This window comes from Sinomonas terrae, assembly GCF_022539255.1.
In the GTDB taxonomy this organism is placed as follows: Bacteria; Actinomycetota; Actinomycetes; order Actinomycetales; family Micrococcaceae; genus Sinomonas; species Sinomonas terrae.
Genome location: NZ_JAKZBV010000001.1, coordinates 1915623 through 1937002, shown reverse-complemented (window position 1 = coordinate 1937002; position 21380 = coordinate 1915623). Strand labels below are relative to the sequence as shown.

Genomic DNA, 21380 nt, shown 5'->3' with positions numbered 1-21380 from the left:
ACCCAGGAGCTTGCATGACCTTCACCCCCGTGACCGACCCGGTGGCCGGCAGCGTCGCCCTCTCGGCCCTGATCGGACTGATCCCGCTAGTTACCTTCTTCGTCTTGCTCGCACTCGTGCGGACCTCGGCGCACGTCGCGGGCGCGTTCGCCCTGCTCGCCGCCCTCGCCGTGGCAGTGGTGGCCTACCGGATGCCGGTCGGCCTCGCGGGCCTGGCGGCCTCCGAAGGGGCGGTGTTCGGCGCGTTCCCCGTCTTCTGGATCGTGCTCACCGCCGTCTGGCTGTACCAGCTCACCGTGCGCAGCGGACGCTTCGAGGACCTGCGCGGGGTCTTCGACCGCCTCGGAGGCGGCGATCCCCGCATCCAGGCCATCCTCATCGCCTTCTGCTTCGGAGGCCTCCTTGAGGCACTCGCCGGCTTCGGCGCGCCGGTCGCGATCGCCGCGACGATGCTGATGTCGATCGGGTTCAGGCCGCTGCGGGTGACTGCCATGTGCCTCGTGGCAGATACCGCCCCAGTCGCGTTCGGCGCAATCGCGATTCCGATCACCACCGCCGGCGGGCTCACCGGCCTTCCGGCCGAGCACATCGGGGCGATCGTGGGGCGCCAGACGCCGCTGCTGGCGTTCCTGGTCCCCCTGGTCCTCCTGCTGATCGTCGACGGCGTGCGGGGCCTGCGCGACGCCTGGGCGCCTGCGCTCGTAACCGGCGTCGCCTTCGCGGTGGTCCAGTTCCTGTGCTCGAACTACTTCTCCTACGAGCTCACCGACATCGTGGCATCGCTGGCGAGCCTTGGCGCAGTGATCCTGTTCCTGCGGTTCTGGGCGCCGCGCGGAGCCGAGGCCGCCCGCGAACGCCTCCTCCTGGTGCCCGGCCGGGCGGAAGCGACCGGGGTTCGCGTCCTCTCCCCCGCCGGTGCGTCCCGGGCCGGCGGCCCGGGGTTCCTCCCGGCCGCGTCCTCTGGCGCCGAGGGCGGGCGCGTGAGCCGTGCCCGCGTCTGGATGGCACTCTTCCCCTACGCCCTGGTGATCGCCGTGTTCGCCGCCTCAAAGCTGTGGCGCCTCGGAGTGGACCTGCCCGCCGCCCTCGCTGCCACGGACATCAAGATCCCCTGGCCGGTGTTGCACTCGGCCCTGCTCGGCGGCGACGGCAAGCCGGTCTCCTCGACCGTCTACGCCTTCCAGTGGCTCTCCGGCCCCGGCACCCTCCTGCTGATCTCAGGCTTGGTGGTCACGGTGGTGTACTCGCTCAAGGACGACGGCGGCCGGTTCCGCCTCAAGGTCTCCGACGCGCTCGCCGAGCTCTGGCACACGTTCACCAAGATGCGCTTCGCTGCGCTCACCATTGTCCTGGTCCTGGCGATCGGGTACGTCATGAACCTCTCCGGCCAGACGGTCGCCATCGGGGTCTGGCTGGCCGGCACGGGCGCCGCCTTCGCGTTCCTGTCCCCGATCCTGGGCTGGATCGGCACAGCCGTGACCGGATCGGACACCTCCGCGAACGCGCTCTTCGCAACCCTCCAGCAGACCGCCGGCCAGCACGCGGGGATCAACCCGTCGCTGCTGGTGGCGGCGAACACCACCGGAGGCGTGGTCGGCAAGGCCATCAGCCCGCAGAACCTGGCCATCGCCGCGACCGCAGTCGGCATGGACGGCCAGGAGGGGGTCATCCTGCGCAAGGTCATCTGGTGGAGCCTGGGCATGCTGCTCGCCTTCTGCTGCATCGTGTTCCTGCAGTCCACCCCCGTCCTGGGGTGGATGCTCCCGTAGCCGACGCACAGGCACGGCGATGGCCGTTGCGGGCGCCCCGCGCCACCCATGCGGGGGCGCCCGCGCTACCCATGCGGGGGCGCCCGCGCCTCATCCCCTGCGCGTGCGGCAGGATGGACCCATGCCCCAATCTGCCTCCGGCCGCGCCCATGATGCGGTCCTTCGCCACATCGAGGAGAGCCTGCGATCCGGGAAGCTCAGGCTCGGCGACCGGCTGCCCGGCGAACGGGCCCTCGCCGAACAGTTCGGGATCTCACGCGGCTCCGTGCGCGGTGCCATCCGCTCCCTCGAGGTCATGGGCGTGGTCCGCTCGGCCACCGGGTCCGGGCCCAACTCGGGGACGGTCATCGTCTCCGACCCGTCGTCTGCCCTCGGCGGCGCGCTACGGATGCACGTCGCCAGCCACCGGCTTCCACTCAAAGACGTGGTCGAAGCGCGCATCATGATGGAAACGTGGTCGCTCGAGCACGCCGCCGTGGCCCCGTGGGACGAGGAACAGCTCGACGACGCCCGCCGCCTCCTGGAGGCAATGGACGACGACGCCCTCTCCCCGGAGGTCTTCACGCTCCTCGACGCCCAGTTCCACGTCGCCCTGAGCAGCCTGGCAGGGAACGCCGTCGTGAGCACCATGATGGATTCCATGCGCGGGGCGATCAGCGAGTTCATCGACGAGGCCGTGACCAGCCGGGGCACCTGGGACCAGATGGTCCACGTGCTCCGAGAACACCACCGCGGGATCTTCGAGGCCGTCGAAGCGCGCGACGGCGAACTCGCCGCCCGCCTCGTCCACGAGCACATCGACTGGTTCTACCGCCACGCCAGCTGACCTCGCCGTCGCTCGTTCCCGACCTTCTTTCCTCAGGCCGAACCGCGGCTCGCCGTCCGACACGCCGTCAGGGGCATGAATCGGCGTCGGAACAAGGTCGGGAACGGACGCGGCTCTAGCGCTCCTGCCGAGCCGACGGCACGATCAGTTCCTCCTGTTGGATGCGTCGACGAGGGGTTCTTGAGTAGTGCCAGCCTGTTCTCTCGGGCGGAGTCGGAGGCCCTGCATTCCGCCGTCGACAGCAACCGAGGTGCCGGTCGTCGAGCCTGACAGGGGACTTGCGAGGTACGCAATAGCTCCCGCCACTTCTTCGGCGGTGACGAGGCGGCCATGCGGCTGCCGCGCATTGAGGGCCCTCCGCTCAGCCGCGGGATCGGGTGCGGAGTCGAGCAGTCGTCCAACCCATGGCGTGTCTGCTGTTCCCGGGTTGACGCAGTTGACGCGGATGGCGTCATGCATATGGTCTGCGGCCATGGCGAGCGTCAGGGACAGGACGGCTCCCTTGGAGGCAGAGTAAAGTGCTCGCTCGGGAAGTCCCGCCGTTGCGGCAATGGAGCAGGTGTTGACCACTGCGGCTGCATTTGATGTGCGGAGGTACGGCAAAGCCGCGCGCGTCACCCGCACGATCCCGATCACATTGACGTCGAACACGCGATGCCATTCTGAGTCGGGGTTCGCCTCAATGGTCCCCTGCGCGCCCACTCCCGCGTTGTTGACGACGATGTCGATCCCGCCCAGCGCTTCTGCTGCCTCTGCGACTGCCCTTACAACGGAGGCATCGTCTGAGACGTCGCAGCGGAAGCCGAGAGCTGAGTTCGCCGCTGCTTCGGGCTGCAGGTCGAGGACCGCGACTGCCGCGCCGAGATCCAAGAGCCGTCGCACCACGGCGTCGCCGATCCCGGACGCTCCACCCGTGACAATGGCCTTGAGACCTTCGAATTCAAGCATCAGACCAAAGCCTCCCGCGCCGCACGGGCGCGGTAGAACTCCTGCCGCTGACGTCCCAGTCCTGAAATTTCCACTTCGACCACGTCTCCTTGGGTGAGGTACGGGAAGCGGCCAGAGAGGGCGACGCCCTCCGGGGTGCCGGTGAGGATCACATCCCCTGGCTCGAGGAGCATGTACTGGCTGCAGTGGTGCACAAGCGACGCTGCGTCGAAGATGAGATCGGCCGTGGTGGAGTCCTGCCGGGCGCTTCCGTTGACCCAGCTACGCAGCCGGAGGCTCCGAGGGTCGACCTCATCGGCTGGGACGAGCCACGGACCGAGGGGCGTGGATCCGGGCAGCGACTTGCCTTTCGTCCACTGCCCGCCAGCTCCTGGAAGCTGGTATTCGCGCTCAGAGAGGTCGTTGGCAACCACGTAGCCAGCGATGCAGCCGACAGCCTCGTCAAGATCGGCAAGGTAGCTCGCGGGGCGGCCGATCACGATGCCCAGTTCGACCTCCCAGTCGTACTTCGAGCTCAGCGGCGGGATCGGGGCGGCGTCGTAAGGGCCGGCCACCGTGTTGGACGGCTTGAGAAAGACGACGGGAATTGAGGGCGGCTCGGCGCCGGACTCGATAGCATGCGCCGCATAGTTCATGCCAATGCACACGATCGATTGAGGCCTGACGATGGGAGACCCGATGCGCAGGCCTGCCCCCTCACGCGCTTCCACGAGCTCGCCTGCAGCAAGGGATGCCCGGGTGCGCCCCACCCCGTCCGCCGCGAGAAAAGCGCCGTCGATGTCGCCTGTGAGCGAGTCCAGCCAGTAGGTGCGCTCTACGCCATCCTGCGTCTGGGCGAGGACGGCGGGGCGCTCAGCGCCCGGCTCGCCGAGTCTTGCAAACTTCATGGACTCTCCTGACATCAGAGGTATGCGCGATTCAATGATCAGTATTCTGCCACTTCGCCTTGATTGACAAGTCATACATCCGATGTTTAGCTGTCGAGGGAACATCCTCGTCCCCCAACGATCTCGGAGCATCTCAGAATGAGCCTCATCACCGCCCCCAAGCAGGCCGGGGCCGGCACTGAGATCACGCCGGAGGCACTGGCCGACTACGTCTTCCCACGGGGTTCTGTCTGGTCCGGCGTCAGCGCTGGCGTAGGGGTGGCCTGATGGAGCGGATTTCGGCGAAGGACCAAGAAAATACGCCAAGCGGACTTTCCATCGGCGAACACACCGCGAGCTGGCTCGGCTTCGGCGCGGCGGGCATAGGAAATCTCTACCGCAGCGTTCCGGATGACGTTGCTGCGTCAACGGTCGACGCCGCGTGGGAGGCGGGGATCCGCTACTTCGACACAGCGCCCCACTACGGACTGGGCCTTTCGGAGCGCAGGCTTGGGGCTGCCTTGGCCAAACGGCCCCGGGAAGAGTTCGTCCTCTCGACCAAGGTAGGCCGGCTATTGGAGCCCAACCCGGACTATGTGACGGGGGCGATGGACCCGGACGGCTTTGCTGTGCCCGCCAACGTGGTCCGGCGGTGGGATCCGAGTGAGGCAGGGGTTCGCCGCAGCATCGAAGAATCACTGGCTCGTCTGGGCGTGGACCACATCGACATCGCCTACCTGCACGATCCGGACGCCTACGACCTCGATTCAGGAATTGAGGAAGGCCTCCCCGCGCTTGAGAGGCTGCGGGATGAGGGACTCGTCGGGGCGATCGGCGTCGGCTCCAATTCGGTCGAGGCCTTGGCTCGCTGCGTGCGAAGCGCCAACTTGGACCTCGTCATGCTCGCGGGACGCTACACGCTCCTCGAGCAGCCGGCCGCAGCAGACCTCCTTCCTGCATGCCTCGAGAATGGCACCGGTGTCGTGAACGTCGGCGTCTACAACTCGGGCCTCCTCGCACGCCCCGAGGTCCCCGACGATGCGCACTACAACTACGCTTCAGCTCCTCCATCGGTGCTGGCCGCAGCACGCCGTCTTGCCGCCTGCTGTGAGGAGTATGGCGTGGATCTTCCGACGGCGGCGCTGCAGTTCAGCATGCGTCACCCGGCCATCCGCTCCGTGGTCGTCGGGGCGGCACGTCCTGAGCAGATCCGGCAGACCGCCGAGCGCGCCGCGACCCACGTGCCCGAGGAGCTGTGGAGCGAGCTCGAACCGCGCGGGCTGGTCCAAGCGTGACGCCGTCGAGGATCGATGCCCACCTCCACCTGTGGAATCTCGAGGGTGGAGGATACGGCCGGCTCCGCCCTGAGCGCGGCGAGCTGTGCCGCAGCTTCGGAGCAGAGGAGGCAGGCGCGGAGCTGACGGCGGCCGGAATCGACGCTGCGATCCTCGTTCAGGCGGATGACACCCGGGACGACACCGAGTCGATGCTCCGTGCCGCACGGGAGCAACCGTGGATAGCGACGTTCCGGTCGCATGGCCTCGCCATCTCTCGCGCACGGTGGACCTTGCCCAGCCGCTGCCGGAACTCACGGTAGTCCTCGACCACCTCGGCAAGCCCCCACTTCCCGCCGCAACGGAGAACTTCGATTCGGGGCGCTCAACCGCCTACGCCCCGTCGGCACTGCGGCCTGCATGGGAGGTCGCGCTCGAGGCGTTCGGACCACGCCGCCTCATGCTCGGCACGGACTGCCTACCGCATCTGAAGAACTGCTGGCCTCGGGTCAGTGCACCCTATCGACCGAGAGGTCGACGTCCGCGTTCGGAGAATCGTCCATCGCGCGTCGCAGCCACGCCTCCACTCCACTCACATGCACCGTGACCAGCGCTCGAACGAGCTCCGCATCGCCGTCCTCGAGAGCAGCGACGATGGCCTCATGCTCGGCGAGCGTCCGCGCGACAGCATGGGTCTCGGTGAGACCCCGCCAGATCCGGGCCCTCAGCGTCTGCGATGACAGCGCCTCGAGAAGGCTCGTCAGATAGCTGTTGCCTGCATGGGAGGCGATGATCCGATGGAACAGCGCATCGTGCTTGATGAGTTCCTCGACGCTGGTTTCCTCGGTGACGCCGGCCATCGCCTGCTTCAGGTCCTCGATGCCGTGCGCCCCAATCCGCCGTGCGGCTATCGCCGAGGCGGCCGGTTCGAGGATCCGTCGCACCTCAAGCAAGTCCAGAACTCCCTTGGCCTGATGGAGTTCGACGATGAAGCCCACCGCTTCATTGAGCAGTTGCGGCTCCAAGCTGGTCACGTAGGTTCCGTCCCCACGGCGCACATCGAGGACACGGATCAGCTCGAGCGCCTTGACAGCTTCCCTCAGGGAGCTTCGCGAAAGCCCTAGCCGCTCTGCAAGATCCTTCTCTGGCGGCAGCCTGTCACCAGGCCTGAGCTCTCCTGACAGGAGCATCCCCTTGATCCTGTCGATGGCATCGTCGGTGAGAGCCAATCGGTCCTCCTCTTTTGGCGACCATAGGTCAGGTCAATCGTAATAGATCCGACGTATCCCGCCGCAGCAGACGGCGAAGCACGAAGGGCCATCGGCCTCGCCGTCAAGTCCAGCCGTCGACCGCGTAGGGACCCGGGAATGCCGAAATCTCATCTTGACGACGAAACATCGGATGACATACCAACATTGACGACCCCTGTGACGTGCGTTACGCTCACCTTCGATATCTCGACAGCCGTTCGATATATCGAATCTATTCATTCACTCGAAGGGGTCTGCTATGCCCTCTCTTCCCTCGTCCCGCGCGGTCGCCGTCGACCGCAGGCCGATCACGCGCGCCCGCTGGGTCATCGCAACGCTGCTGTGCCTGGGCACGGCGATCAGCTACGTCGACCGGGCGAACATCTCCGTCGCGCTGCCATTCATGGAGCACGATCTGGGGATCAGCAAGGCCGCCACAGGCCTGCTCCTCTCGTCGTTCTTCTTCACCTATGCCCCCGGCCAGCTGATCGGCGGCCGCCTGGTGGACCTGGTCGGGCCCCGCATCGCCGCAGGGTTCGCGACGATCTGGTGGTCCTTCTTCACGGCCGTGAACGCGCTGGCCACGGGCTTCGGGACCCTGTTCGCGTTTCGGCTCGGCCTGGGCATCGGCGAGGCAGTGGGGCCCACTGCGTTCGGCAAGGTCGTGGGCCGATGGTTCCCGCTGCGCGAGCGGGCCCGGGCGGCCGCCGTCTACGACTCAGGGTCCAGGCTCGGCACGGCTCTGTCCTTCCCGATCGTCTCGCTGCTGATCTACTACTGGGGCTGGCAGGCATCGTTCGTCTTCTCGGGGTGCCTGGGCCTGCTCTGGGTCATCGGCTGGTTCTCCTACTACCGCGACCCGGAGAAGCACCACCGGGCGTCGGAGGCGGAGAAGCGGTACATCCTCGACGGCGGTGCCCGGCTCTCGGGCGAGGGCCAGACGAGCGGGCGGAAGGTGCGCTGGGTGCAGCTGCTGCGCTACCGGACGGTCTGGGGCATGATGCTGGGCTTCTTCGCCCTGAACTTCGCGTTCTACTTCTTCGTCACCTGGTTCCCCTCCTATCTGGTCCAGGCCCGGGGGATGAACCTGCTCAGCATCGCCTGGGTCGGCATGATCCCCCCGCTCGTGGCGTTCTTCGCCGAGCAGTTCGGCGGGTGGCTCTCGGACGTCCTGACTGCGAAGTATGGCCCCACGAAGGGCCGGAAGATCCCGATCGTGTGCTCGATGGCGTTCGCCTCCGTGATCGCCCTCGCGGCCGTCGTGCCCAGCGCGGCACTCGCCATCGCCCTGCTGAGCGTCTCGATGGGGTGTCTGGCCATCGCGGCCGCGTCCATCTGGTCCCTGCCCTCTGACGTCGCCCCGACCGAGGCCACCGTTGGCTCGATCGGCGGCCTGCAGAACTTCGCCTCGAACGTCGCGGGCATCATCTGCCCGATCTTCTTCGGCCTCTTCAGCGGGGCCGGCAGCGCAGCCTTCGTCATGCCCCTGGTTGTCACCGGAGGGATCGTCGTGCTGGGTGCGCTGTGCTACCTCGTGATCTGCCAGCGGTTCGAAGCCCTTCCCGTGCCCGACAACGCGGCCGAGATCGCCCCCCTGCACGAATCCACGTCCGTCGATCAAGGAAGCGAGGTCTGATGATCTCCCAGTCTGCTCCGTCCGCGCCGATCAGCGGGGCTGTTCCGGTCATGCCCACCATCTTCGACGACGAGGGGGAACTCGATCTCGCCGGCCAGCGACGGGTGATCGATCACCTGATCGAGGCGGAGGTCGATGGGATCTGCGTGCACGCGAACTACTCGGAACAGTTCTCCCTGACCGACGGCGAACGCCAGCAGGTGCTCGACCTCGTGGGCAGTCACGCCGCGGGCCGCATCCCGTTCTTCGTGACGACAAGCCACTACAGCACGCGGGTGGCGGTCGAACGGACGCGGGCCGCGCGGGACGCGGGCGCGTCGGCGGTGATGCTCATGCCCCCGTTCGTCGGTGCGACGATCCGGGCCGGAGAGCAGGAGATGCTGCACTACTTCGAGGCCGTGGCCGCGGTCGGCGTGCCGATCATGGTCCAGGACGCCCCGATGAGTCCCACACCGCTCCCGGTGCACTTCCTGGCCAGACTGGCCCGCGAGATCGAGGAGGTCAAGTACGTCAAGATCGAGGTCGCAGGAGCGGCCGGGAAGCTCCGGGCGCTCAAGGCCGCGGCCGGGGACGCGCTCCCCGGCCTGTTCGACGGCGAGGAGGGCATCACGCTCATCCCCGACCTCGCCGCGGGCGCTGTGGGCACCATGTGCTCCGCATCGGTCCCCCACGAGCTCGGACGGATCGTCCGGGACTACCTCGCGGGGCGCGAGGAGCAGGCCTCCGAGGCCTGGGAAGCGCTCCTTCCGCTGATCCACTTCGAGAACCGCCAATGCGGGCCGGCGGCGTGCAAGGTCCTTCTGAAGGAGGGCGGGGTCATCGGCAGCGACGCGATGCGCTCCCCGTGGCCTGCGCTGCACCCGGACACCAGGGCCGCCCTCGTGCGGCTGGCCCGCAGCCGCGGGGTGTTCGCCCTCAGCGGGGCCACGCAGGGGGCAGACGCATGAGGCTCCCCCTGCTGTCCGTGGCCGTGCTCCCCGAGCCCGGCGACAACGCGGCGGTCGCAAGCCGTGTGCTGGAGGCCGGGACGGCCCTGGACCTCGGCGACGGCCGCGAGACCGTCCTGCCGCACCGGGTCATGGAGGGCCACCGCTTCATGGTGCGCCCCGCAGCCGCAGGAGAACCCATCCTGTCCTGGGGCACCCCCTTCGCCACCGCCCTGCGCCCCCTCGCCCCCGGCGACTACGTCTGCACGGATCCGGTCCTGGAGGCCCTCGGCCGCCGCGGCGTCCAGGGCCTGCCCGAGACCCCGTCGGCTGCCAACGTGATGCTCGACCCGTACGAGCTCGACGAGTCCCGGGTCCGGCTCGGCGCACAGGTCTCGCTCCCCGCCGGAGAACAGGCCCGCTCCTTCAAGGGGTATCGCCGGGGCGACGGGAAGGTCGGCACCCGCAACCACATCGTCGTCGTCGGCGTCACCTCCCGCAGTGCCAGCTTCGCGGAAGCGCTCGCCGCCCGCTTCAAGGGCCGCACCAGCGAGACGTTCGACGGCGTCGTCGCGCTCGCGCACACCGAAGGCGGCGAGGACGCCGCGCCCAACAATCGGGACTTCCTGCTCGGCGTGCTCGCCGGGTGCCTCAGCCACCCCAACGTGGGGGCAGCGCTCGTCGTCGACGAGCCCGGCGCGGCGATCACGGCCGACGACGTGTTCGCCCACCACCGCGAGTCCGGCCGCGGCCCGCTGGCGGCCCTGCATGCGACGTTCCAGCGCACCCGAGGCTTCAGCAGGGACCTCGATCAGGCGGCCGAACTGATCGAGGATTGGATCGCCGTCGTGAGCGGCGCCGAGCGCAGCGACGAGCCGCTGACCAGCCTCTCCATCGCCTTGCAATGCGGCGGCTCGGACGCCTTCTCCGGCATCACAGCCAACCCGCTGGCCGGGCTCGTCGGCGCCGAACTCATCCGCCACGGCGGAACCGCGGTCCTGGCAGAGACCGATGAGCTCATCGGTGCTGAACCCTATGTCCTGGAGAACGTGCGGTCCATGGACGTCGCGAGGCGCTTCCTGCAGAAGGTGGACGAATTCAAGCAGCGGGTCGCCCTCCACGGCCATACCGCCGAGGGCAACCCCTCGGGCGGGAACCTCTACCGTGGCCTGAGCAACATCGTGCTCAAGTCCCTCGGTGCAGCGCGCAAACTGCCCCGGGAGGTCCGCCTCGACGAGGTCATCGGCTACGCGGAACCCTGCACTACGACCGGCTACGTCTTCATGGACAGCCCCGGCAACGACCTCGAGTCCGTCGCGGGCCAGATCGCCTCCGGGTGCAACCTCATCTTCTTCACCACTGGGAACGGCTCGATCACGAACTTCCCCTTCGTACCCACCCTGAAATTCGTCACGACCACCGCCCGGCACGAACTCATGCCCCACGAGATGGACGTCAATGCCGGGGCCTACCTCGACGGGACGCCGATGGAGCAACTCGTCTCCGACGTCTTCGACCTCACCCTCGACGTCGCCTCGGGCCAGCGCACAGCGGGCGAGGCCGCCGGGCACAGCCAGGTCTCGATCTGGCGGGATTGGAAGCAGACCGCACCCCGGCCCGGGATCTCGATCAGGATCGACGGCCGGGACGGCTATGACGCGCCCGACGCCCCGGACGAGGAGCGCGACGCCCCCCTGCCCGGCCTTCCCCTGGGCACCCCGCAGGCGGCACCGAATCCGGCAGCGACGCCCGCTCGCTACACGGGACCCGCGACGGAGCGCGTGGCCCTGGTGCTCCCGACATCGCTGTGCTCAGGGCAGGTGAGCCGGCTGATCGCCGAGCGCGCCACCGCCGAGGACTGGGCCGGCGGCGCCGTGGACAGGATCGTCGCGCTGCCCCACACCGAGGGCTGCGGCGTCTCCAGCGGGGCCAACATCTCGACGTTCTCCCGCGTCATGACCGGCTCCCTCACCCACCCGAACGTCGCAATGGCCCTCCTGCTCGAACACGGCTGCGAGAAGACGCACAACGACTTCTTCCGCGACGAGCTCGGAAAGCTCGGCGCCGACCCCGACCGGTACGGCTGGGCCAGCATCCAGCTCGGCGGCGGCGTCGAGGCCGCCACCCAGACCGTGCGCGAGTGGTTCCGGACTGCCTCGCCCGCCGCCCCCCGCACCCCCCGGCCCCAGGTCGACCCGGACGCGGACGCAGCGTTCGCCGGGATCGCCGTCGGGCTCGACGCGCGGGGCGAGCTCGCCGAGGAGACCGCCGCGGCGCTCGCGCGAGCCGGGCAGCGAGTGGTCGACGACGGCGGCACCGTCATTCTGCCGGCGGGCAGTGCGCTGCTCGCCCAGCCGCAATTCCGCGAACTGCTCGCCGAGCAGACCGGAGAGGATCCGCAGGAATGGCGGCCCACGCTCGCCCATGGGCAGCAGCCCGCCGCTCCCGGGTGGCACATCATGCGAGCACCCACCCGCGACTGGGCCGAGACCGCCACAGGCCTCGTGGCCTGCGGGGCGCACGCCGTCCTCGTGCATGTCTCGGGGCCTCCCCTCACCGGCCACCGGCTCGCACCGGTGCTCCAAGTCAGTTCCGACCCGTCCACGATCGCCCACGTTCAGGACGACCTCGACGCAGAACTCGCCGGCGCGGCCGCCGAGCAGGCCGCCACGATCCTCGCCGTCCTCGCCTCCACGCTCTCCGGCCACCACACCCCCGAATCCCTCGCCGCTGGCAACGTGGCCTTCCAGATCACCCGAGGCCTCCTCGGCACCTCGATGTAAGGAGAATGAGAACCTTGACTACCACCCGTGAACCCGCGCCCGCCGAGATCGCCCGGCCCCGCCGGCACGTCGTCCGCTACCAGGGCGACACCGATCCAGAGCCCCTGGTCGGAGTCCTCGAGGACGGCCGGGTGTACCCGATCAACGGCATCCGCTCGGTCGCGGACCTCCTCTCTCGCAGGGGCGAGGAGATCGCCCGGCTCATCGACGCCGCGGCAGAGACCGCAGCGGCACCCGGCGACGTGGCGCTGCTTCCGCCGCTGGACGGCAGGGGCGAGCTCTGGTGCTCCGGCGTGACCTACCAGCGCAGCAAGGACGGTCGCATGGAGGAGAGCGCCGAGGCCACCGTCTACGACAAGGTCTACGCCGCCGAGCGGCCCGAGCTGTTCGCCAAGTCCCCCGCCTGGCGCCTGGTCGCAGACGGAGAGCCCGTGGGCATCCGTTCGGACTCCGGCCACGACGTGCCCGAGCCCGAGCTTGCGCTCGTCTGCAACGCCTTCGGCGAGGTCGTCGGCTACGCCGTCTGCAACGACATGAGCTCCCGGTCCATCGAGGGCCAGAACCCGGTCTACATCCCCCAGGCGAAAGTCTTCGCCGGCGGATGCTCGGTCAGCGCGGGGTTCGTGCCCGCAGGCGACGTCCCTGACCCCTCCAACCTCACGATCCGGATGCGCGTCCTGCGCCAGGGGCGCGAGGTCTTCGCCGAGGAGACCTCGACCGCGCAGCTGGCACGGCCCCTCGCCCAGCTCGTGGAGTACCTCTTCCGCCCCCTGGACTTCCCCGACGGGGTGATCCTCGCAACCGGGACCGGCATCGTCCCGCACCTCGACTTCGCCCTGGCTGACGGCGACCTCGTCGAGATCGAGATCGAGCGAGTCGGGCGCCTTGCGAATACCGTGCTCGTCGGCAAGGACCCCTTCACGGGATTGGCCCGGGGAGAGCGGCCCGCGGCCCATGCTGACCACGCCCCCTCGTATGCCTGATGGGCATCCGGAACGTCACGAGGGATTCGGCCGTCGCCAAGCTCGTGGATAATCCCTCCAAGGGAAAGGACGGAAGCAGGGAATGAGTCCAAGAGTCTCCGGCACCCCGGCCACCCGCCCTCGCGTACCCGACGAGGCGGGTCCGCGAACGGCTGCACAGCGAACGAGGACGGCGCGATCATGCCCAGACTGACGCCAGCGGTGCTGCGCAGCCTGGACATCCTCGAACTGTTCCTCGACCACGAGCGCCTGACCGGAGCCGAAGTCGCCCGGCTCACTGGGCTGCCGCGCGCCTCAGTGCACGAGCTCCTGGCCACACTGGCCGAACGCGGGTACCTGAAGCGCCGTCCGGACGGCACCTACGCGCTCGGCGTCGCCTCGTTCGTCCTCGGCCAGGCGTACGGGGATCGCCTCGACCTTCGCCAAGTCGGCCGACAGGTCGCCCGACAGGTGGCAGAGCAATGCCAGGAGACCGTCAACGTGGGGGTCCTGGACGGCTCGGACGTTGTCTACCTCGTCAAGATCGACAGTCCGCTGCCCGTCCGTTTGGTCTCCCACGCAGGGGGAAGGCTGCCGGCCACCTGCACCGCTATCGGAAAGGCTCTGCTCTCGGCCCTTGACCCAGACGAGCTCGACGAGAGGATCCCCGACCCCTTGGCCGGCCTGACGCCCCAGAGCGTCACAGACCGCGAGGCGCTCCTCGCCCAACTCGCGGAAGCGCGCCAGACCGGGGCGGCCTACGAAGCCGGAGAGTCATCCCCGGAGGTCAATTGCGTGGCCGTGCCCGTCAGGGACCACACCGGGGCCGTCGTCGCGGCCCTGTCCGTCTCCGTTCCCGAAGCGCGCTGGGCCCGGCGCTCCCCCGAGGAGTGGAAGGCCTTGGCCAAGGACGGTGCCGAGGACCTTTCGCGCGCCCTCGGAAGGCGCCCCGCTCCTACGGATCTCGAATCGACCCCTGCCGGGGCCGCAGCCGGGACACGAACCATGCCGCCGGAGACGTCCAAGGCACCCAAGGCATCCTGAAGCCAACCTCCCCGACCGATTCCCCCAGGCTGGCGGGAGTCCCTTTCCCCGACCTTCACTCCAACGAAGGAGGCTCCTTCCGTGAGCACCATCAGCAATGTCGAGATCCACGAATTCGCCTACGATGCCCCGGACATAGGCCTCAACCGGGAGCAGATGGACCTCGTGGCCGACCCCGGGGGCAGCCAGCGGCTGGGCAAGTTCGCCGTCGTCATCGAAACCGAGGACGGCTCCCGCGGCGAGTACGTGGGCATGTGGGGCGCAACGCAGATGTCACTCGGCCAGACCCTCGACCTCGCCCCCCGCCTCCTCGGCCGGGACGCCCTGCAGCGCGAGAGCATCTACGACGACTTCAAGCGCGCACACCGCCAGTACGACCACATGGGCTTCGGCTACCTGGACATCTGCCTCTGGGACCTGGCCGGGAAGCGATACGGCGCCTCGGTCTCGGAACTCCTCGGCGGCTGGCGGACGCGCCTGCCCGCCTACGCCAGCACTACCCACGGCGACGAGAAGGTCCTCTCAGGCCCCGAGGCCTACGCCGAGTTCGCCGAGGCCTGCTACGAGCTCGGCTACCGCGCCTTCAAGATGCACGGCTGGGCCGACGGGGACGTCAGCCGCGAGATCGCCACCGTCGACCTGCTCGGCGAACGCGTCGGGGACCGCATGGCCCTGATGAACGACCCCGCCTGCCACCTCAGGACCTTCAGGGACGCCCTCAACGTCGGCCGGGCCTGCGACCGCAACAACTTCGCCTGGCTCGAAGACCCCTTCCGGGACAGCGGCGTCTCTGCGAACGCGCATCGCCGGCTCCGCGAGCTGATCAGCACCCCGCTGCTCGTGGGCGAGCACGTCCGGGGCCTCGAACCCAAAGCGGACCTCGCCGTCTCCGGAGCCACCGACTACCTCCGCTCCGACCCCGAATACGACCTCGGCATCACCGGGGCGATGAAGATCGCCCACCTCGGCGAGTCCCTCGGCCTGGACGTGGAGATCCACGCCTCCGGCCCCGCCCACCGCCACTGCATGTCCGCGATGCGCAACACCAACTACTACGAAGTCGCCCTCGTCAACCCCGCGGCCCCCAACCCCCTGCCCCCGGTCTACGCCTGCGACTACTCGGACAGCCTCGAAGCCGTCGGAGCCGACGGCTGCTTCCCCGTCCCCGACGGCCCCGGACTGGGCGTCACCTACGACTGGGACTACCTCGGAGCCCACACCACCGCCGTCCACCGGTTCAGCCCTGAATCCTGACAGCCGTTGATCCGCAGCGTGCGTCCCCATCCCTCGTATGGCATCTCGGTCACGATTGCGGCGGCAGCGCCCCATCGTCCTCATAAGCGGTGGCTCCGGAGAGCTCCCGCCCTGCGATGTAGCCGAACGTCAGCGCGGGCCCGAGGTTGATCCCGCCTGCCGGGTAGAACCCGCCCATGACATTCGCTTGGTCGTTCCCTGCGACGAAGAGCCCCGGGATCGGGCGGCGTCCGGCGTCCAGGACGTGGGCGCGGCCGTCCGCGGCAAGGCCTGCGAAGGTCCCGAACGATCCCGGAAGGACCTTCACGGCGTAGAACGGACCCTTCTCAATCGGCGCGAGGGAGGGGTTCGGCCCGACTTTCGGGTCACCGCCGTACCGGTTGAACTCAGTCTCCCCCCGCTCGAAGTCCGGGTCCAGGCCGCGGCGGGCGTTCTGGTTGAACCGCTCGACGGTCTCCCGCAGCCCCTCGGGGTCGATCCCGCACTTCCGCGCGACCTCCTCGAGCGTGCGCCCCTTCGTCAGGTAGCCCGAGCGCAGGTACGGGAAGAGCGGCACCGGCAGCGGCTTTGCCATCCCGAGCGGGTACCTGCGCACGAAGCGCGAGTCCGCGATCTGCCAGGACTCGACCGGCTCGCCCTCGGGGGTCGCCGCAACGAGGGCAGCCACGTAGTCGTAGTAGCCGTTGGCCTCGTTCACGAACCGCTTCCCGTCGCGGCGGACCCCAATCGAGCCTGGCTTTGCGCGGTCCATGATGTGCGGGAACGTCCCCACCCTCCCGCTGCGGTACGGCACGAGCGAGACCGGGCACCACGCGGCGGGCGATTCGACGTCGGTCTGGAAGTGGGCGCCGACCGACTCGCCGAGGGTGATCCCGTCACCGTCGGCCGTGGACGGCGCGAGCGTCCAGTGCTCGGCGCCGGTGGGCGTCTTGGGGAACAGGCGACGACGGCGCTGGACGTCGCTGGGGAACCCGCCAGCGGCGAGGACGACCCCGCGGGAGGCGTTGATGGAGCACTCCCCCGCCGGCCCGCGGACGACGGCCCCGGTGACGCGCCCGTCGTCGTCCGCCAGAAGCCGCAGGGCTGGGGTGTTCACCCGGATGTCGACGCCGAGGTCCTCGGCGCTCTGCAGGAGCCGCCCGACGAGCGCAGTGCCGTTGACGAGGTGCATTCCGCGGCGGTGCACGGCGAGGTCAAGAAGGTGCGCGGTGACCCGCTGGACTGCGTGCAGCAGGCCCGCAGGGTTCCCCTGCGAGGCGGAGAGGAACTTCGCCAGGTCGGGCCCGGCCACGATCCCCATGCCGAGGAAAGAGGTCTCGTAGAGCTGCCCGCGCAGGAGCTTCCGGACCCGCGGAGAGAGCCGCCGCGCGTTGATCGGGCTCGGCCCGACCGAGCGGTGCCCTGTCCCCGCCCCCGGTGTCTTGCCGTAGATGTCCTTGATCTTCGCCCCCGGAGTGAACTGGAGGCGCGTCTTGTTCTGGAAGAAGCCGACCATGTGCGGGACAGCCTCGAGGAACGCCTCGATCCGTTCGGGCTGGTATCGGCGTCCGAGGCGGTGCCGAAGATACGTCCGGAACAGCTCGGGGTCCTCGTCGACGCCGTCGGCCTTGGCGAGCGGGTTGCCCGGCGTCCAGGCCCACCCGCCAGACCACGCCGTGGCACCGCCGCAGACCCCGGCCTTCTCGACGACGACGACGCGCAGCCCGTGATAGGCGGCGGTCACCGCTGCGGAGAGTCCTCCGGCGCCGGAGCCGATGACCAGCACGTCGGCATCGAGCGCGGCGGGGTTGTTCATGAGGGTGCTCCATTCGGGACGGGGTCTTGGTGAAGGGCTGCGGCGTCGGCGAGGACTCGGTCGGCGGCGGCTTTGAGGCGGCGGGCCCACCCGGGTACTCCGAGGCGTCCGACGGCGGCGGGCGAGGGCACTTCGACGCTCACCGGGAGCGCCGAGGGCAGGGCGTCGACGATCTCGGCGAGCCGGAAGCCGCCGTACCCGGGTGGGAGGCGGTCGGCACGGGACTCGTGCACGAGCCCCTCGCGGTCGGCAGGCCCCTGGGCTGGGCCGTCGCAGAGCTGGAGCATGGGCACCAGGTCCGCGACCGCCGCCAGCTCCGCGAGCGTGCCGCCAAAGCGCCTGAAGTGCAGGGTGTCCACGACGATCTGTACCCCTGCGGCGCGTGCGGCGGCTTCGGCCGAGGGCAGGGAGTTGATCCGCTGGTAGGAGATCGGTTCGAGCGTGGGCGTGATGCCGAAGTCCCGTGCGTCCTCGGAGATCTGGGCGAGGCTGTCGGCGAAGCGCACCGGGTCCGAATCTGCCCCGGCCACGGTCACGGTGTGGGCACCAAGCGCCTGCCCCGCCTCGAGCATCCGCAGCCATGCCTCGCGCTGCCCGGCGCCCTGCGGCCCTGCCCCGTCGAGGAGCAGGAACTCGATGTCCCGCACCCTCAGGCCCGTGTCCCGGAGGCGGTGCAGGGTCTCGGCGAGCAGGGGCGATCCGGGCTGGAGGTGGTAGGGCCGTTCGGCGTCGGTGACGGACCGGACGCGGAGGCCGACGAAGTCGAAGCCAGCCTCGGCTGCGGCGGCGACGAGCTCGGGCGGGGGCGTCTCGAGAAGCGAGAGCGCGGCGAGCCCAAGAGGCCGCGCCGGAGCGGATGGGTGCTGGTTCAAGCGAGGGCCTCCTCGAGGTGGGCATCGGGTGCCGGGACCGATGACGCGAGCTGGGCGGCAAGACGCTGTGCGGAGTCGTGGCCGCTCTTGATGGCGTTCGATGCCGTCGCCGGCAGCTGCTCGACGATCGTCCCCGCGAGCACGACCGGCACTCCGGCCTTGACCGAGAGCGCGGCCTCTCGGCCCTCGGGGTCCACGGACGCGCTGAGCGGTTCGACGCTGCGGGAGACGAGGATCGGGCCGGGTGCGTCGAGCCATTGCTCGCCGTTGGGCCCCACGAGTCGGACGCGGGTCGCGTCCGCTTCGACGATGCGCGAGTCCAGACGGATGGTCACCTTCGGGTCAGCTTCGAGGCGCGGGACGGCGAGGATCTTGGCCCTCCGCCCGGATTCGGGCGCCAGGACGGGTTCTGGCCCGACGAGCAGCACCCGGGTGCCGAGGGAGGCGAGCGTGTCCGCGACGGACATGGCCACCGAGTCGGCGCCCCAGATGGTCACAGCCTCGGGCAGGCCCTCACCGCCCTGGAGGCCAGGACGGTCGGCGAGCCAGCTGCGCACGTCCATGACGCCGTCGTCCGCTCCCCGCCCCGACGCCCGGAAGCCCGGTCCAGGCAGAGTCCCGCCGGTGGCGAGGATGATGCCGTCCGCGTCCTCGTCACGTGCAAGCTGGGCGAAGTCGCCAAGATCGACGACGGCACCGAGCCGGAGCTCGACACCGAGCCTCTTCAGCTCTGAACGAGACCAGTCGAGGAACCGGTGGAAGTCCGGCGTCGACCTCATGCCGGCGGCGAGCCGGAACTGGCCGCCAAGGTCCGGCGCGGCGTCGAGCAGTATCACCCGGGCGCCTGCGAGGGCGAGCTCCCGGGCAGCGGTGAGTCCCGCGGGGCCAGCACCCACAGCGAGCACCCGGGAACGGACCGTCCGTGTGGGCATCGGGATCCGCGAACGTCCCACAGCCGGGTTGACGGTGCATGTGACTTGGCCGAGGCCGAGGTTGTCGATGCACACGTTGCAGGCGATGCAGGGCCGGTAGTCTGCGCCGTCCAAGACCCCGCGGACGAAGCCGGGATCCGCATGGACGGCGCGTCCGAGGGAGACGAAGTCACACACGCCCTCCCCCAGCACCCGTGCGATTGCCTCCGGCGAGTTCAGCCGCCCTGCCAGGCCGAGCGGCAGGCCGAATCGGCGGTAGGGGCGCGCGTAGTCGGCCAGGACCCCCGGCTTCCACTCCCCCGACTGCACGATCCATTCGCCTGCCTCGTAGCTGCCGGCGGAGAGGTCCAGGAAGTCGAGCGCCTCCAGGTGCAGGCGGCCGACGACGTCGAGGGTCTGGTCGGCGTCGAGCCCGCCTTCGCAGCCCTCGACCATGGACAGGCGCATCCCCACGAGCGCCCCCGGGACGGCGGCGCGCACGGCGTCGATCACGAGGTTCGGGAAGGCCTCGCGCGCGCCGAACTTGTCGGTGCGCAGATTGGTGCGGGGGGACATGAACTGGTGCACGAGGTAGCCGTGGCCGCCGTGGATGCTGATGACATCGAAGCCCGCGGCGACGGCGCGGCGGGCGGCCGCGGCGAAGGCCTCGGCGAGCTCGTGGCACTGTGCGGTGGTCAGCTCGCGCGGCATCTCGCCGCCGGCGATTTCGCACGGCACGGGCGAGGGCGCGACGTTGGGCAGGCCGGTGACGGCCGACTGGGCGGTGCGGCCGCCGTGGTTGATCTCGACGGCGGCCAGGGCGCCCGCTGCGTGGACCGCGTCCGTGAGCGCCCGAAGGCCTGGGACGACGGCGTCGTCGTGCAGGCCGAGCTGGTGCGTGCGGCCCTTCCCGTCGGGGCGGACGTAGGTCGCCTCGGTCGTGACGACGGCCAGGCCGGCGCGGGCGCGGGTCGTGAGGTAATCCGCGTACTGGGCTGTCATGCGCCCGTCGGGGGTGCCGTAGTTGCGCTCCATGGGCGAGCTGACGAGGCGGTTGCGGAGCGTGCGCTGCGGGCGGCCGTTGCGGCCGAGGGTGAGCTGGCTCTTGGCTGGGTTCATCGTGGCTGGGTTCATCGTGGCTGGGTTCATCGCCGAATCCTTACTTCTGGTTCGCAAGCAGGCCTTCGAGGCGCACTGGCTGGCCGGTGCGCGATGACTCGTACACGGCCAGCACGATCCGCAGGGCCGCCGTTGCGTCGCGGCCGGTAATCGCAGGCTCCCGACCCTCCGTCAGGGCGGCGACGAAGTCGCGGACCTGGGAGGTGTGGTGCGGGATGAGCTGGCCGTTGATGGCCGAGAGGTCCACGTTCGGCTCCAGGCCCTCCGGGTGGACCGGCTCGCTGTCGATGGATCCGCCGGCGGCCCAGAGCGTGATCCGTCCGTCGGTCCCCTCCGGGAACTCGGTCAGCTCCGCGGTCGCCCCCGTCTCGCCCGTGATCCGCACCGTTTCGCCCAGGTTCGTGCTGGCCGCCGTCGTGGCCGAGATCGTCGCCATGGCCCCGGAGGCGAACCTGATCACGGCCGCCGCGGTGTCCTCGACTTCGATGCTGTGCCTGAACGTGCCGATGTGCCCGTGGACTTCGACGGCCTCGCCCATGAGCCATTGGAGGAGGTCGATGTGGTGGATGGCCTGGCTCATCAGCACGCCCCCGCCGTCGCTCGCCCACGTTCCCCTCCATGCGCTGTAGTAGCCGGGGTCGCGGTGCAGCAGCACCGACGCGTGGCCCAGGATCGGGCGGCCCAGCGTGCCGTCCTCGATCGCGGCCCGGAGGCGCTGCGCGGCCGGCCAGAACCGGCGCTGGAACAGCACGCCGAGCCTGACGCCGGCCTCGTCGCAGGCGGCCGTCATGCGCTCGGCGGAGGCAAGGTCGACAGCGATGGGCTTCTCGCACAGCACGTGGACGCCGGCGGCGGCTGCAGCGAGGACCACCTGCTCGTGGGTGGGGTGCGGTGTGCAGACCGAGACGATGTCGACCCCAGAGGACAGCAGTTCCGCAGCCGAGTCGTAGGCGTGCTCGATGCCCCAGCGCTCGGCGGTCTCTTGGGCCCGGGCCGCATCGACGTCGCACACCGCGACGACGCGGGCTTCCGGGATGGCGGTGAAGGCCTCGAGGTGGTTCCGGCTGATCGCACCGCAGCCCACAATCCCAACACGATAGGTGCGGCCGGCGCGGTAGGTGGGGGTGGTCATCATTGCCTTTCGG

At 69.6% G+C, this 21380-nt stretch carries 19 protein-coding genes; 12 read left to right on the top strand and 7 right to left on the bottom strand.

Features of this window, described 5'->3' with window-relative positions; translation table 11 throughout:
* Nucleotides 1-14 precede the first annotated feature (14 nt).
* Nucleotides 15-1769, top strand: coding sequence for an L-lactate permease (locus L0M17_RS09030; protein WP_241053634.1), 1755 nt, complete (start codon nucleotides 15-17; stop codon nucleotides 1767-1769).
* Nucleotides 1770-1890: 121 nt separating this feature from the next.
* Nucleotides 1891-2595 carry a FadR/GntR family transcriptional regulator gene (locus tag L0M17_RS09025; protein WP_241053633.1) on the top strand — a complete coding sequence of 235 codons (705 nt, stop codon included), beginning with the start codon at nucleotides 1891-1893 and terminating at the stop codon, nucleotides 2593-2595.
* 144 nt (nucleotides 2596-2739) lie between these two features.
* Here the strand turns inward: L0M17_RS09025 and L0M17_RS09020 are convergent, their stop codons facing one another.
* Nucleotides 2740-3543 carry an SDR family NAD(P)-dependent oxidoreductase gene (locus L0M17_RS09020; RefSeq protein WP_241053632.1) on the bottom strand — a complete coding sequence of 268 codons (804 nt, stop codon included), beginning with the start codon at nucleotides 3541-3543 and terminating at the stop codon, nucleotides 2740-2742.
* Nucleotides 3543-4430, bottom strand: coding sequence for a fumarylacetoacetate hydrolase family protein (locus L0M17_RS09015; RefSeq protein WP_241053630.1), 888 nt, complete (start codon nucleotides 4428-4430; stop codon nucleotides 3543-3545). Before L0M17_RS09015 ends, L0M17_RS09020 begins: the two co-directional genes overlap by 1 nt.
* A gap of 138 nt (nucleotides 4431-4568) precedes the next feature.
* Here L0M17_RS09015 and L0M17_RS22255 point away from each other — a divergent pair, with 138 nt between their 5' ends.
* Genes L0M17_RS22255 through L0M17_RS09000 form a run of 4 tightly spaced genes read left to right on the top strand, consistent with a single transcriptional unit; the run spans nucleotide 4569 to nucleotide 6290 of the window.
* Entirely contained in the window at nucleotides 4569-4697 is a 129-nt protein-coding gene (locus tag L0M17_RS22255) for a hypothetical protein (protein WP_255731819.1), read from the top strand.
* Nucleotides 4697-5704, top strand: a complete 1008-nt coding sequence (locus tag L0M17_RS09010) for an aldo/keto reductase (protein ID WP_241053628.1) — start codon at nucleotides 4697-4699, stop codon at nucleotides 5702-5704. The genes L0M17_RS22255 and L0M17_RS09010 overlap by 1 nt, the downstream gene beginning before the upstream one ends.
* Nucleotides 5701-6006 (top strand): hypothetical protein, encoded by a 306-nt coding sequence (locus L0M17_RS09005; protein ID WP_241056528.1) that lies wholly within the window; start codon nucleotides 5701-5703, stop codon nucleotides 6004-6006. The genes L0M17_RS09010 and L0M17_RS09005 overlap by 4 nt, the downstream gene beginning before the upstream one ends.
* The gene (locus tag L0M17_RS09000) at nucleotides 5922-6290 is read left to right on the top strand and encodes an amidohydrolase family protein (RefSeq protein ID WP_308196845.1); all 369 of its coding nucleotides are present in this window, start codon (nucleotides 5922-5924) and stop codon (nucleotides 6288-6290) included. Before L0M17_RS09005 ends, L0M17_RS09000 begins: the two co-directional genes overlap by 85 nt.
* On the opposite strand, the gene L0M17_RS08995 is transcribed toward L0M17_RS09000, so the two are convergent.
* The gene (locus L0M17_RS08995; protein WP_241053627.1) at nucleotides 6193-6912 is read right to left on the bottom strand and encodes a FadR/GntR family transcriptional regulator; all 720 of its coding nucleotides are present in this window, start codon (nucleotides 6910-6912) and stop codon (nucleotides 6193-6195) included. The genes L0M17_RS09000 and L0M17_RS08995 overlap by 98 nt on opposite strands.
* A 280-nt stretch (nucleotides 6913-7192) precedes the next feature.
* Here L0M17_RS08995 and L0M17_RS08990 point away from each other — a divergent pair, with 280 nt between their 5' ends.
* From L0M17_RS08990 to L0M17_RS08965, 6 genes are all read left to right on the top strand, one after another.
* Nucleotides 7193-8569, top strand: coding sequence for an MFS transporter (locus L0M17_RS08990; RefSeq protein ID WP_241053626.1), 1377 nt, complete (start codon nucleotides 7193-7195; stop codon nucleotides 8567-8569).
* Nucleotides 8569-9516, top strand: coding sequence for a dihydrodipicolinate synthase family protein (locus tag L0M17_RS08985; RefSeq protein WP_241053625.1), 948 nt, complete (start codon nucleotides 8569-8571; stop codon nucleotides 9514-9516). The genes L0M17_RS08990 and L0M17_RS08985 overlap by 1 nt, the downstream gene beginning before the upstream one ends.
* Entirely contained in the window at nucleotides 9513-12278 is a 2766-nt protein-coding gene (locus L0M17_RS08980) for a UxaA family hydrolase (RefSeq protein ID WP_241053624.1), read from the top strand. The genes L0M17_RS08985 and L0M17_RS08980 overlap by 4 nt, the downstream gene beginning before the upstream one ends.
* Before the next feature lie 14 nt (nucleotides 12279-12292).
* A complete protein-coding gene (locus L0M17_RS08975; protein ID WP_241053623.1) occupies nucleotides 12293-13261 on the top strand; it encodes a fumarylacetoacetate hydrolase family protein in 969 nt (322 codons plus the stop codon).
* A 180-nt stretch (nucleotides 13262-13441) separates the two neighbouring features.
* The gene (locus tag L0M17_RS08970; protein ID WP_241053622.1) at nucleotides 13442-14284 is read left to right on the top strand and encodes an IclR family transcriptional regulator; all 843 of its coding nucleotides are present in this window, start codon (nucleotides 13442-13444) and stop codon (nucleotides 14282-14284) included.
* Between the two features lie 81 nt (nucleotides 14285-14365).
* The gene (locus L0M17_RS08965; protein WP_241053620.1) at nucleotides 14366-15538 is read left to right on the top strand and encodes an enolase C-terminal domain-like protein; all 1173 of its coding nucleotides are present in this window, start codon (nucleotides 14366-14368) and stop codon (nucleotides 15536-15538) included.
* A 49-nt stretch (nucleotides 15539-15587) separates the two neighbouring features.
* On the opposite strand, the gene L0M17_RS08960 is transcribed toward L0M17_RS08965, so the two are convergent.
* The 4 genes from L0M17_RS08960 to L0M17_RS08945 are packed head-to-tail and all read right to left on the bottom strand — an operon-like array spanning nucleotide 15588 to nucleotide 21367.
* Nucleotides 15588-17333 (bottom strand): FAD-dependent oxidoreductase, encoded by a 1746-nt coding sequence (locus L0M17_RS08960; protein WP_241053618.1) that lies wholly within the window; start codon nucleotides 17331-17333, stop codon nucleotides 15588-15590.
* Entirely contained in the window at nucleotides 17330-18205 is an 876-nt protein-coding gene (locus tag L0M17_RS08955; RefSeq protein ID WP_241053616.1) for a sugar phosphate isomerase/epimerase family protein, read from the bottom strand. The genes L0M17_RS08960 and L0M17_RS08955 overlap by 4 nt, the downstream gene beginning before the upstream one ends.
* The gene (locus L0M17_RS08950) at nucleotides 18202-20265 is read right to left on the bottom strand and encodes an oxidoreductase (protein WP_241053615.1); all 2064 of its coding nucleotides are present in this window, start codon (nucleotides 20263-20265) and stop codon (nucleotides 18202-18204) included. Before L0M17_RS08950 ends, L0M17_RS08955 begins: the two co-directional genes overlap by 4 nt.
* A gap of 10 nt (nucleotides 20266-20275) precedes the next feature.
* A complete protein-coding gene (locus L0M17_RS08945) occupies nucleotides 20276-21367 on the bottom strand; it encodes a Gfo/Idh/MocA family protein (RefSeq protein ID WP_241053614.1) in 1092 nt (363 codons plus the stop codon).
* Nucleotides 21368-21380 lie beyond the last annotated feature (13 nt).

What these genes read in the sequence shown, in the direction of transcription:
- L0M17_RS09030 (WP_241053634.1), top strand. Translation starts at nt 15, where the DNA reads ATGACCTTCACCCCCGTGACCGACCCGGTGGCCGGCAGCGTCGCCCTC.
- L0M17_RS22255 (WP_255731819.1), top strand. Translation starts at nt 4,569, where the DNA reads ATGAGCCTCATCACCGCCCCCAAGCAGGCCGGGGCCGGCACTGAGATC.
- L0M17_RS08945 (WP_241053614.1), bottom strand. Translation starts at nt 21,367, where the DNA reads ATGACCACCCCCACCTACCGCGCCGGCCGCACCTATCGTGTTGGGATT.
- L0M17_RS08970 (WP_241053622.1), top strand. Translation starts at nt 13,442, where the DNA reads ATGCCCAGACTGACGCCAGCGGTGCTGCGCAGCCTGGACATCCTCGAA.
- L0M17_RS09020 (WP_241053632.1), bottom strand. Translation starts at nt 3,543, where the DNA reads ATGCTTGAATTCGAAGGTCTCAAGGCCATTGTCACGGGTGGAGCGTCC.
- L0M17_RS08980 (WP_241053624.1), top strand. Translation starts at nt 9,513, where the DNA reads ATGAGGCTCCCCCTGCTGTCCGTGGCCGTGCTCCCCGAGCCCGGCGAC.
- L0M17_RS08990 (WP_241053626.1), top strand. Translation starts at nt 7,193, where the DNA reads ATGCCCTCTCTTCCCTCGTCCCGCGCGGTCGCCGTCGACCGCAGGCCG.
- L0M17_RS08950 (WP_241053615.1), bottom strand. Translation starts at nt 20,265, where the DNA reads ATGAACCCAGCCACGATGAACCCAGCCACGATGAACCCAGCCAAGAGC.
- L0M17_RS09025 (WP_241053633.1), top strand. Translation starts at nt 1,891, where the DNA reads ATGCCCCAATCTGCCTCCGGCCGCGCCCATGATGCGGTCCTTCGCCAC.
- L0M17_RS09010 (WP_241053628.1), top strand. Translation starts at nt 4,697, where the DNA reads ATGGAGCGGATTTCGGCGAAGGACCAAGAAAATACGCCAAGCGGACTT.
- L0M17_RS09015 (WP_241053630.1), bottom strand. Translation starts at nt 4,430, where the DNA reads ATGAAGTTTGCAAGACTCGGCGAGCCGGGCGCTGAGCGCCCCGCCGTC.
- L0M17_RS08985 (WP_241053625.1), top strand. Translation starts at nt 8,569, where the DNA reads ATGATCTCCCAGTCTGCTCCGTCCGCGCCGATCAGCGGGGCTGTTCCG.
- L0M17_RS08960 (WP_241053618.1), bottom strand. Translation starts at nt 17,333, where the DNA reads ATGAACAACCCCGCCGCGCTCGATGCCGACGTGCTGGTCATCGGCTCC.